Source organism: Streptomyces torulosus, from assembly GCF_001419765.1.
GTDB lineage: Bacteria > Actinomycetota > Actinomycetes > Streptomycetales > Streptomycetaceae > Streptomyces > Streptomyces torulosus.
Map to the genome: position 1 here is coordinate 1 of NZ_LIRK01000076.1, position 10,901 is coordinate 10,901.

General features: G+C 69.6%; 11 protein-coding genes and 1 pseudogene. 9 read left to right on the top strand and 3 right to left on the bottom strand.

The window, feature by feature from the left end; all coding sequences use genetic code 11:
- Positions 1–22 precede the first annotated feature (22 nt).
- The 9 genes from AOK23_RS06590 (at position 23) to AOK23_RS06630 (ending at position 8,641) form a co-directional block, all read left to right on the top strand.
- Positions 23–415, top strand: coding sequence for a YidH family protein (locus AOK23_RS06590; protein ID WP_055542907.1), 393 nt, complete (start codon positions 23–25; stop codon positions 413–415).
- Positions 412–735 carry a DUF202 domain-containing protein gene (locus AOK23_RS06595; RefSeq protein WP_055711804.1) on the top strand — a complete coding sequence of 108 codons (324 nt, stop codon included), beginning with the start codon at positions 412–414 and terminating at the stop codon, positions 733–735. The genes AOK23_RS06590 and AOK23_RS06595 overlap by 4 nt, the downstream gene beginning before the upstream one ends.
- A 135-nt stretch (positions 736–870) precedes the next feature.
- Complete coding sequence (locus tag AOK23_RS06600; protein ID WP_055711805.1) at positions 871–1,167, top strand: hypothetical protein; 297 nt, start codon at positions 871–873, stop codon at positions 1,165–1,167.
- A 144-nt stretch (positions 1,168–1,311) separates the two neighbouring features.
- Complete coding sequence (locus AOK23_RS06605) at positions 1,312–2,223, top strand: MBL fold metallo-hydrolase (RefSeq protein ID WP_055711811.1); 912 nt, start codon at positions 1,312–1,314, stop codon at positions 2,221–2,223.
- A 219-nt stretch (positions 2,224–2,442) separates the two neighbouring features.
- Entirely contained in the window at positions 2,443–3,489 is a 1,047-nt protein-coding gene (locus AOK23_RS06610; protein ID WP_055711812.1) for a phosphotransferase family protein, read from the top strand.
- Positions 3,490–3,495: 6 nt separating this feature from the next.
- Positions 3,496–4,710, top strand: coding sequence for an acyl-CoA dehydrogenase family protein (locus AOK23_RS06615; RefSeq protein ID WP_055711806.1), 1,215 nt, complete (start codon positions 3,496–3,498; stop codon positions 4,708–4,710).
- A gap of 123 nt (positions 4,711–4,833) precedes the next feature.
- Positions 4,834–5,853 (top strand): AAA family ATPase, encoded by a 1,020-nt coding sequence (locus AOK23_RS06620; RefSeq protein ID WP_157877961.1) that lies wholly within the window; start codon positions 4,834–4,836, stop codon positions 5,851–5,853.
- A gap of 8 nt (positions 5,854–5,861) precedes the next feature.
- The gene (locus AOK23_RS06625; RefSeq protein ID WP_055711808.1) at positions 5,862–6,872 is read left to right on the top strand and encodes a hypothetical protein; all 1,011 of its coding nucleotides are present in this window, start codon (positions 5,862–5,864) and stop codon (positions 6,870–6,872) included.
- 26 nt (positions 6,873–6,898) lie between these two features.
- A complete protein-coding gene (locus AOK23_RS06630) occupies positions 6,899–8,641 on the top strand; it encodes a type IV secretory system conjugative DNA transfer family protein (protein ID WP_055711809.1) in 1,743 nt (580 codons plus the stop codon).
- On the opposite strand, the gene AOK23_RS06635 is transcribed toward AOK23_RS06630, so the two are convergent.
- The 3 genes and pseudogenes from AOK23_RS06635 to AOK23_RS06645 form a co-directional block, all read right to left on the bottom strand.
- Positions 8,587–9,408 carry a hypothetical protein gene (locus AOK23_RS06635; RefSeq protein ID WP_055711810.1) on the bottom strand — a complete coding sequence of 274 codons (822 nt, stop codon included), beginning with the start codon at positions 9,406–9,408 and terminating at the stop codon, positions 8,587–8,589. The genes AOK23_RS06630 and AOK23_RS06635 overlap by 55 nt on opposite strands.
- Positions 9,409–9,449: 41 nt before the next feature.
- A complete protein-coding gene (locus tag AOK23_RS06640) occupies positions 9,450–10,043 on the bottom strand; it encodes a TetR/AcrR family transcriptional regulator (protein ID WP_055521512.1) in 594 nt (197 codons plus the stop codon).
- Positions 10,044–10,192: 149 nt separating this feature from the next.
- Positions 10,193–10,795 (bottom strand): annotated as a pseudogene (locus AOK23_RS06645) (SDR family oxidoreductase); the annotation flags it as partial.
- Positions 10,796–10,901: the final 106 nt, after the last annotated feature.

A 10,901-nucleotide genomic window follows, 5' to 3' on the forward strand; every position in this document is an offset into this window, starting at 1 on the left:
GGTCACGGGTAGGGTCCCTCAAGTGATCGAATTCGTGCGGAACGTCCGGCTCTGGTTCGCGCCGGAGGAGATCCGCGAGGAGGGCGGGACACCGGACTACCGGTTCTCGCTGGCCAACGAGCGGACGTTCCTGGCGTGGCTGCGCACCGCGCTCGCCCTCATCGGCGGCGGGTTCGCGGTTGACCAGTTCCTGCCGGACCTGCGCTGGGGGTGGCGGGTGGGACTCGCGCTCGCCCTGCTCGGTGCCGGGGTGCTGTGCGCGTTCCGGGCGGTGAACCACTGGGTGCGGTGCGAACGGGCGATGCGGCGGGGCGAGGACCTGCCGGTGTCCCGCTTCCCGGCCGCGCTGGGCGTCGTGGTCGCCGTCGTCGCGATCGCCATGGTCGCCGTCGTACTGCTCGGGTGGGAGGGGTGACCGCTCCCCGCGCGGCCGCAGAGCGCGATCCGGGGCTCCAGCCGGAGCGGACCCGGCTGGCGTGGCGGCGTACGACCCTGACCGGGGCCGTGATCGCCGTGCTCGCCGTGAAGTCCGCGCTGCACGGCGGCGCCCCGGCGTCCGGGGTCGTGGCGGCCGCCCTGTGCGCGGCGCTGTGGCTGGGGCTGCTGGGGCTCGCCCACCGCCGGATCGGCGCCCTGACGGGCCCCCGGCCCGCGGCTCTCGCACCGCGCGTGGCCGTTACGGCCGTACTGTGCACGGTCGCCCTCGCGGTGTGCGGGGCGGTCCTGGTGCTCTGACCGCGATGCCGCACGGCGGGTGGGTGAACCGTGGCCGAGGCTTGGGGCGCGCATGAGGTTTCGCAAAGGTGGAAGAGGGACTTCTGTGCCTACCTTGGTGAGGTCACCCCCGCACCACTGAAGGTGAGCAGCACCATGACCACCGTTCACCAGGAACACCCCGTCCACGACCACGACCACGGCCCCGCCTGCGGACACACGGCCGTGCCGCACGGCGACCACACCGACTACGCGCACGACGGGCATCTGCACCGCGAGCACGGCGGGCACTGGGACGAGTGCGAGCCGAGCGGTCACACGGAGCACGACGGGCACGCCCACGAGCACGGCGACGGGTGCGGGCACCCGACGGTCGCGCACGGGGACCACGTGGACTATATGCACGACGGCCACCGCCACGCGGCGCACGACGGCCACTGGGACGACCACTAGCCGAGGGCCGGGAGGGCCGCGCGCCGGGCGGCGCCCCGGGCGTCACCTGCGTGTTCCCGGTACCCCCCGGATTCGGCTGGATCGTCGCCGACTGGCAGGCTCTGAGCACCAGTTGGGGGCGATTCGGGGATGAAGGGGATCACGATGACCACAGCAGAGCCGTACACCGTCGAGCTGGCGAGCGACGTGTGGGCGTATGTGCAGCCGGACGGCGGATGGTGTCTCAACAACTCCGGGTTCGTGAGCGACGGGACGACCACCCTGCTGGTGGACACCGCCGCGACGGAACGCCGGACCCGGGCGCTGGGCGCCGCGCTCGACGCGACCGGCGTCCCCGCTCCGCGCTTCCTGGTCAACACCCACCACCACGGCGACCACACCTACGGCAACGGCTTCTTCACTCCGGCCGCCACACTCGTCTCGCACTCCGCCTGCCGCCGGGAGGCCCTGGCCAGCGGGCAGCACCTGCATCTGCTGTGGCCGCGGACCGACTTCGGCGACATCAGCATCCAGGGCGCGGACCTGACGTACGACGACCGGATGACCGTGCACGTCGGAGACATCGAGGCTCAGGTGATCCACCCCGGCGTCGCGCACACGGTCGGCGACTCGCTGGTCTGGCTGCCGCACCGGAGGATCCTGTTCGCGGGGGACCTGGTGTTCGAGGGCGGTACGCCGTTCTTCCTGATGGGGTCGCTGAGCGGCTCGCTGCGGGCCCTCGCGCTGATGCGGGAGCTGGGCGCCGAGACGGTCGTATCGGGGCACGGGCCGGTGACGGACCCGTCGGCGTTCGACCGGGCCGAGCGGTACATCCGGTTCGTGGCGGAGGTCGCCGAGAAGTCCCACACGGCGGGGCTCACTCCGTTGGAGGCGGCCCGGACCACGGATCTCGGCGAGTACGCCGCGCTGCCCGAGAGTGAGCGGCTGGTGGCGAACCTGCACCGGGCCTACGCCGAGCTGGACGGGCTGCCCGAGGGCGAGGGCGTGGACCCGTTCGCCGGGTTCATGGACATGGCGACCATCAACGGCGGGGAGATGATGACCTGCCACGCGTGACGCCCGGACGGGCCCGGGGACGCCTTCGGCCCCGCAGGCGTCTGCGGCGCCCGGAGACGTCTCCGGTCCCGGCCCCCCGGGTCGGCACCGGTATCGGAGTCCGGCTGCGCGGCCGGATCCCGTCGAGACACCGATCACTTTCGCCCCGCCCACTGGACGACATACCGACCGGTCGGCATCATGTGTCTGGTTCCGTTCTCCCCGCGTGTAGGAGCAATGATGCGCCCAGACCACCCGCCAGGTCTCGACCCCGACCGGCTCCGCGCCCTGCTCGACGCCGAGCGGCCCGGACTGGTGGCCGGTCCCCTCACCGGCCGGCTGATCGAGGGCGGGCGGTCGAATCTGACGTACGAGGTCACGGACGGCGTCGCCAAGTGGGTCGTCCGGCGGCCGCCGCTCGGCCATGTGCTGGCGACCGCGCACGACATGAGGCGCGAGCACCGTGTGATCAGCGCGCTGCACCCCACGGACGTCCCCGTGCCGCGCCCCGTACTGCTGTGCGAGGACGAGGAGGTGCTCGGCGCGTCCTTCTACGTCATGGACTTCGTCGAGGGCACCCCGTACCGCACCGCCGAACAGCTCGCGCCGCTCGGCGCCGAGCGCACCCGGGCCGCCGTGCTGGGCCTGGTCGACACCCTCGTGGAGCTGCACGCCGTGGACCCGGCCGAGGTGGGCCTCGCCGACTTCGGCCGCCCGGAGGGCTTCCTCGACCGGCAGCTGCGGCGCTGGGGCAAGCAGCTCGACGCGTCCCGCAACCGCGAGCTGGCCGGCATCGACGAACTGCACGCGGCCCTCGGCCGGCAGCTCCCCCACTCCCCCGCCCCGGCGATCGTCCACGGCGACTACCGGCTGGACAACGTCCTGCTGGGCGAGGACGACCGGATCAGGGCGATCCTCGACTGGGAGATGTCCACGCTCGGCGATCCGCTGACCGATCTGGGGCTGCTGGTGATGTACAGCGTGCCGCTCGGGCTGCCCGACTCCCCCGTCTCGACGACCGCGACGGCCGCCGGGCACCCCGATCCCGCCGAGATCGTGGCCCGCTACGCCGAACGCTCCGGCCGGGACGTGTCGTCCGTGGCCTGGTACACGGCGTTCGCGTGGTTCAAGCTCGCCGTGATCCTGGAGGGCATCCACTACCGGTACACCCTCGGCCAGACGGTCGGCCGCGGCTTCGACCGCATCGGCGACCTGGTCCCCGTCTTCATCGAACACGGCCTGACGACTCTTCGTACCGGCTCCGGTTCCGGCTCCCAGGAGGGCTGATCCACCATGGACTTCGCATTCGACGCCCGTACGGAGGAGCTGCGCGCCAAGCTCCTCGCCTTCATGGACGCGTACGTGTACCCGGCGGAAGCCGTGGCCGAGGAGCAGCGGGCCGAGCTGGCCTCGCCGTGGGACACGCCGGCCGTGGTGGAGGAGCTGAAGGCCGAGGCCCGCAGGCAGGGCCTGTGGAACCTGTTCCTGCCGGACTCCGAGTACGGGGCCGGCCTCACCAACCTCCAGTACGCGCCGCTCGCCGAGATCACCGGGCGTTCGCCGCAGCTGGCGCCGACCGCGCTGAACTGCGCGGCGCCGGACACCGGCAACATGGAGGTGCTGACGCAGTTCGGCGACGACACGCAGAAGAAGCAGTGGCTGGAGCCGCTGCTCGCCGGTGAGATCCGGTCCGCCTTCGCGATGACGGAGCCGGAGGTGGCCTCGTCCGACGCCACCAACATCACCACGCTCATCGAGCGGGACGGCGACGACTACGTCATCACCGGACGCAAGTGGTACATCTCCGGGGCGATGAACCCCGACTGCAAGATCTTCATCGTGATGGGCAAGACGGACCCGGACGGGGCCGACATCCGCCGCCAGCAGTCGATGGTGCTGGTGCCCCGTGACACCCCGGGCGTCACGGTGAAGCGGGCCATGCGGGTCTTCGGGTACGAGGACCACTACCACGGCGGCCACGCCGAGGTGGTCTTCGACCGGGCGCGGGTGCCGGTGTCGAACCTGATCGGCGAGGAGGGCGGCGGCTTCGCCATCGCCCAGGCCCGGCTCGGCCCCGGCCGCATCCACCACTGCATGCGGCTCATCGGGATGGCCGAGCGGGCGATCGAGCTGATGTGCCGGCGGGCGGTGGCCCGCGAGGCGTTCGGCAAGCCGCTGGCCCAGCAGGGCGTGGTGCACAACTGGATCGCGGACGCTCGCGTCGCGGTCGAGCAGCTGCGGCTGCTGGTGCTGAAGACCGCGTGGATGATGGACACGGTCGGCAACCGGGGGGCCCACACCGAGATCCAGGCGATCAAGATCGCGACGCCGCGGACCGTCGTCGACATCATCGACCGGGCGATCCAGCTGTACGGGGCGGGCGGCGTCAGCCAGGACTTCCCGCTGGCCGAGCTGTACGCGGGGGCGCGGACGCTGATGATCGCGGACGGGCCGGACGAGGTGCATCAGCGGTCGCTGGCGCGGCGGGAGCTGAAGAAGTACCTGTGACTCCGTGCGGCGGACGGTCCGGAGCAGCGGCGGCAACTATCGGACATCTAGCTTGATTTTCTGACAACATCTCGCTTGTGCGCATCTCCCCGACGTACGATCCTTGCGATCGGGGGGATGCGCATGACTGATTCCGTTCAGGCGCAACTGGATCGACTGGTAGTGGGGCAGAATCCGGCGATCAGGGCACTCAGTCGCCTTATCGACATGCACTTCGCATGGAACGACGCGCCCGACCCGCAACACCGCCCGCCCAACGCACTGATCATCGGCCCGACGGGCACCGGCAAGACGCACGCCATCCGGGTCGCAGCCGATGCCCTCGACATTCCCTGCGTGGTAGTGGACTCCACCCGGCTTGTCGGCACCGGCAGTTCAGCCAGTCTCTCTCTCGAGGGGGTTCTGAGCCTGCTGGTGAAACGAGCCCGGTCGATGGGAGGTTCCGGCACCCCGGAGGATCGCGCGGCCCGCGGGATCATCTTCTTGGACGAGTTCGACAAGTTACGCTTCGGAAAGGCCACTGAGGACACAGCGGGAATTCAGCGCCGGCTCCTCCAGTTCATCGAGAGTGACGGGCTGGACCTCGCTCCGAGTGAGTTCGAGCATCCGCGCGTGCTCGACACACGCGGAATCCTGTTCATCGCGGCGGGTGCCTTCACCAACATCGACCGGTTCCGTGACATGCGGGAGGTCGGTCACGGCTGGGGCGATGTGATCAGGCCTGAGGATGTCCACCGCTACGGATTCATCGAGGAACTAACCGCTCGGCTGCCCGTCATCATCCGCTTCAACCCGCTCGACGTCGGGGCGTTGTGGCAGATCCTCGAACAGGACGACGTCTCACCGCTGGTCTTCTACCGCGAGTACTTCCGTCGCCACGGGTATCTGCTGGACATCGAACCCGCAGTGCTGTCCGCCATCGCCACAGCCGCCTGCCGGTCGAAGCTCGGGGCTCGGGGCCTGCACCAGGAACTCTTCCCCGTATTGCACGACCTGGCGAATCACCTGATCCACGCCGACGGGGAAACGGACCGCCTCGGTGGGCCGCGCCGCTTCCCTCTCTCCCTCGCGGTCTACCGGCAGCTGAAAAACGGAACCTACGACCACGCGCGGAGCACCTACGACCCCACGCCTACCGACTGAGGGAGAGCATGCAGCCCGAACTCGAGCGCGCTTTGCGTGACCGCAACTACACCGGGGTATTCCTGGAACAGCTGACCTGGGAGGACTTCTGCACGGGTTTCGCGGAGTCCGTACAAAACATACGGCAGTTCACCTTCCAGGCGGTGTTCTCCGGCGTGGGCCGCTGGTCCCGACTCATCGATGCGAGCCGCGTCGCGCTTCGCTTGCATGGAGCTATCGAGGAAGCTCTCATCAAAGCGAAGTTCGCCAACCTTCCCGCCCTGGAAACCGCGATCGACGACGAGCGGTTGCTCTTCCAGTTCCGCGACACGGACTACGCCTTCGATCTGACCTTCTACGGCAATGGGCGGGTGCAGCTCACCCGCCCGGGTTCGACACTGCGCACGTTCCACCGCTGGTACACGCGCCTCATGCCGACCCTGCCGGATATCCTCCGCAAGGCGATAGCAGCCCTTGACGCCGAGTTGCACCGAGCCCTCGAGGGCGAGCAGAGCAGTGGCATCGCACCGGACGAGATCACCAAACGGGTGAAACTTCTGACCGCAGATTTCACCTTCGACGTGGTGTGCCACAACTTCCGCCGCCACCGGTTCAACGACCGCGCGCGCAACCTCGACGTCATGATGGAGAACATCGCGATCCGGCTGCCCGACGCCGGAGGCCGGATCGACCGCAGCACCAACGGAGCACCGCAGGGCGACTACGACGACTTCGGGCGCATGGACTATCGCGTCAGTCGCCGCCATCCGACCCAGTTGAGCGTGAGCGAGCACCTCCAGGTCATGGCTCCCGCGGCTTCGGACTGGAGCGGCCTGTTCTTCCAACTCGTGTACAGCGGCGAGCACTCAGGGGCCGACCAGCAGGGCACGCGCGTCTCACTGGACACCCACCACTTCCTCCAGCCGGCGGCCGGTGCCGACGCGTACATGTCGTTCTTCCGTGACATCGGCCTCGCGGGGTTCCTCGCGTCCGTCACCAAGGGATACGACTTCGACACGACCTCGGGCAGCCTGGCCTGAGGTCGGGGGGAGAGGACTGGCGTCGCATGGACCAGGAGTTCCGACAGCTCTTCACATCAGAGGACGACGACGCCGGCCGTCGCGTCGCTCTCGGCGCCGACGAACGGGGCGTGTACCGCTGCGAGGACCGGCAGCCGCTCATCGTCTTCGGGCCGCAGCGGAGCGGCAAGACCACGGGCGTGGTCATCCCGGCCGTTCTGGAGTGGTCGGGGCCGTGCCTGGTCACGTCCGTGCGCTTCGATGTCATCGCGGCCACCTTGGAGCACCGCAGCAGCCTGGGCGAGGTGTTCATCTTCGATCCGGCAGGCTTGACCGAGTCCATCGGCAGGCGCTTCGCGCCCCACTGCGTCGGCTGGAGCCCTCTGGACTCCATCCGGGATTGGGACGACGCGGTACGCCAGGCGGAGAGCCTGACCAGCGGCACGGATTTCCGGACGATGCGCAGCGGTGACTTCTGGGCGAGTCACGCACGGCTGCTGCTCACGCCTCTGCTCTACGCCGCGGCACGGACCGAGGCCACCATGGGCGACGTCCTGGAATGGCTGAACCAGGGCCAGCCCGCCGACACGGTGACCCTGCTGATCGAGCGTCGGCAACGGTATGACAGGGACCCGCAGGCCGGCGGTTGGGAACGCTGCATCACCCGCCTGCTGGGCTACGACCAGTACCACAGCGACACCTACACCAATATCTGTGCCACGGCGGCCGGCACCCTGGAAGTGTTCGCGCTGGAAGGCGTGAACAGACGCTGCGCGCAGACCAGGCGCCTGCCTCTGCAGACCTTCCTCGACGGCAGACCGCACACTCTGTTCCTGTGCGCTCCACCACACCAGCAAAAGCAGTTCATGCCGCTCTTCACGGCTCTGGCACGGCAGACGGTCAGCGCGACGATCGACAGGAACGGTGTACCGGAGGAGGACGGACAGGCGATCATCCAGGTGCCGCTCATGCTGTGCCTGGACGAGGCAGGCAACATCGCGCGTCTCGACGACCTGGACACGTTCGCGACGACGGCGGCGGGCAGCGGCATCCAACTGATCTCCGTCTTCCACGACATGAGCCAGCTCCGCGCCACGTATGGCGAGGACCGCGGCGCCCTCATCGTCAACAATCACCGGGGCAAACTCTTCCTCCCGGGCAACAGTGACCCGCGGACCGGCGACTTCCTGCACGAGTTGCTCCAGCAGTCGGACGTACGCGGGCACGGCCACCGCGGCTGGCGGCGTTCGGATCTGCGGGAGATGCCGGCCGAAACCGTGCTGTGCTTGTACGGCGGTCTGCCCGCCAAGCTCATGCGGCTCCGCCGTTGGAACAGCTCGCCCCGGTTACGCGATGCGGTGGAGGAAGCTCGGCGCGCATACCGCAGGAACCCTCCTCGTCCCGTGCCCGCGCAACAGTCGTCGACGCCGCCCGATCCGGTGCCCGCTGCGTCGCTGGACGAGTTGGAGGGCCTTCGTGACTTCGTCCTCAAGGCCGTGGACACGCACCATGTCGGCACCCAGATCTTGCCCTGCTGGTTCGCGCACCGTCCGGCCGTCGACATCCTGTTGAAGCTGATCGACGAAGCCGACGGCCAGCCGATCGGGTACGAGGAATTCAGCCAGGCCGCCCGGCAAGTCCAACAGGTGCTCCTGCCGTGTCGGGGCGCTCACGTCACTGAGGCGCCACCCGTTGTTCGTCGCTCCGCCAGCGCGTCCCACCGGCAGCTGTTGGATCAGGGGATCCGAACGCTACGGCTTCGCAACGGCGACGGAGCCCGGTCGGGATAGGAACGTTCTCGACGCGCGACGGCGTCGTGCGAGATGTCGGGAGCCACCAGTCTCACCCCGTCCTGGACCTCCACGAACAGCCGCAACCTGCCCTCCCAGCTGTGTCGGTCCCGCACGGCGCCGCTCAGATCCTCGGCGATCACCACGATGTCGCATTCCCATGAGCCGTCAGCCAGCTTCCAGTCCGCAACCGTGCCCTGCTTCTCGAACGTGAGGGAGATCCTCGCACCCGGCAGCACGCGCCGACCGTGCGGACACCCCGCGTCGGCCAAGCCCCGGCGGGTGACGATGACGGGTTCCGGTCCCCAGTTCTTCACCAGCCAAAGGGTTCTCACCCGGACCCGCTGGCCGTCGGCGACGACGGCCCCGGGCTGCAGGTGGTTGCCCTGGTCGTCCTTCTCCAGGGCGGCGTCCCAGCTGTCGAAGGACACGCTGACACGTGGGCCCGTCTGGTCCAGACGGGCTAGCACCGCCTCTTCGTAGACCTGCTGCGCGTGGGTGTACTCCCTGCGCATCTGGGCGATCTGTTCCTGACCTGCCTTGAAGACGGCCCAGGTGAAGATGACGAAGGCCACGTTGGCCGCGGCCACCACCGTGTTGACGAGGTTTCCGGCCAGGCTCCCCTCCCGCCATGCCAGTACGGCCGCGGTGAGCAGGCCCAGGAAGAGACCGGCAAGGGCGGAGGCCCAGCGGGTGACTCTGCGCTGCCACAGATCGGGGTCGGCCGAACCGCCCCCAGGGCCCGAGGGGCCCGGTCCGGAACTCATCCAGCCATGGTGACCGCCCCGCCGAACCCCGGCAAGAACGCCTACGGCCGCAGCGCGCGCAGCAGCAGGTCGGCCAAGTGGTCGGCGACCTCCTGTGGGCCCATCGGGCCGTCCGGGCGGTACCACGTGGACAGGTGGTGGACGGAGCCGAAGTGGTAGTCGACGACCAGGTCCGCGGGCGTGGCCTTGGAGAAGACGCCCGACTCCTGGCCCTCCTCGATCAGCGCGCGGAAGCGCTCGTGGTAGCGGCGGCGCTCGGCGCGGACCTGCTTGTTCTTCTCGGGGCTCAGGTGGTGCATCGAGCGGAAGAAGATCATCGCGTCGTCGAGGTTGTCGATGGTGGTGACGACGACGTCGGCGGCGGCGCCCCGCAGCCGCTCCTCCACCGGCGCGTCGGCGCCCGCGAACGCGTCGAGCCGCTCCTGCTGGATCCGCAGCACGCGCGCGTACACCTCGTGCAGCAGGTCGTCCTTGGAACCGAAGTAGTGGTACAGCGCGCCCTTGGTGACGCCCGCCGCCTCGACGATCTCCTGCACGGACGTGCGGTCGTAGCCGCGCTCGGCGAAGAGCCGGGTGGCGGCGGCCAGCAGCCGCTGCGGGACGGGGGTACCGTCTCCGTCCGTCGTCCTGGGCACTTCCGCCACCTGCCTTTCGGAGTTCTGTCGTCGCCTACTGGTCGTCCCACGGCCGTCGAACGGTTCCCGGTCGGCCGGAACGGCCGGAAGGGGACGATCCCGCCGAAGGATCATCCCACTCCCGGCGCCCGGTCCGCCGGGCAGGTGGGTCAGCCCGTGGTCTCCCACTTCCGCTGGATGTGGTTCATGTTCGTCAGCCAGCGCTCCGGGTCGGTCGCGCGCGCCTGGTAGAAGTCGGCCACCTCGGGATGCGGCAGGATGAGGAAGCGGTCGTTCTCGATGCCGTCGAACAGCGCGTCGGCGACGTCCTCCGGTTCGATCGCGGTCGGCGCGAGCACGAGGTCGCCCGCGCTGCCGGACGCCGTCAGCATGTCGGTGCGCACCCCCTGGGGGCAGATCGCGTGCACCTTGAGGCCACGGTGGCGGTAGGTGAGGGACAGCCACTCGGCGAAGGCGTACGCCCCGTGCTTGGTGACGCTGTAGGGCGCCGCGCCGATCATCGTGAGCAGCCCGGCCGCCGAGACCGTGGAGACGAAACGGCCGCTGCCGCGCTCCAGCCACTGCGGGAGCAGTGCGTGGGCCGCCCGGACGTGCGCCATCACGTTCACGTCCCAGGCGAGCGCCCACACCTTGTCGTCGGCGGCTTCCGTGCCGCCGCTGGCGACCCCCGCGTTGGCGCAGTACACGTCGACCGTGCCGCCGAGCGCCTCGCGCGCCGGGGCGACGATCTCCGACGCGTCCCCGGGCACGGCGGTTCGCGGCGGAGGGCGCCCGGGTCGTCGTGAACGACCTCGACGGGGACCGGGCGAAGGCCGTGGCCGACGAGATCGGAGGGATCGCCGTGCCCGGGGACGCGTC

Bases quoted from the DNA above. Each gene is read 5' to 3' on its own strand.
- AOK23_RS06600 (WP_055711805.1), top strand. From the start codon at position 871: ATGACCACCGTTCACCAGGAACACCCCGTCCACGACCACGACCACGGC.
- AOK23_RS06625 (WP_055711808.1), top strand. From the start codon at position 5,862: ATGCAGCCCGAACTCGAGCGCGCTTTGCGTGACCGCAACTACACCGGG.
- AOK23_RS06630 (WP_055711809.1), top strand. From the start codon at position 6,899: ATGGACCAGGAGTTCCGACAGCTCTTCACATCAGAGGACGACGACGCC.
- AOK23_RS06635 (WP_055711810.1), bottom strand. From the start codon at position 9,408: ATGAGTTCCGGACCGGGCCCCTCGGGCCCTGGGGGCGGTTCGGCCGAC.
- AOK23_RS06615 (WP_055711806.1), top strand. From the start codon at position 3,496: ATGGACTTCGCATTCGACGCCCGTACGGAGGAGCTGCGCGCCAAGCTC.
- AOK23_RS06620 (WP_157877961.1), top strand. From the start codon at position 4,834: ATGACTGATTCCGTTCAGGCGCAACTGGATCGACTGGTAGTGGGGCAG.
- AOK23_RS06605 (WP_055711811.1), top strand. From the start codon at position 1,312: ATGACCACAGCAGAGCCGTACACCGTCGAGCTGGCGAGCGACGTGTGG.
- AOK23_RS06610 (WP_055711812.1), top strand. From the start codon at position 2,443: ATGCGCCCAGACCACCCGCCAGGTCTCGACCCCGACCGGCTCCGCGCC.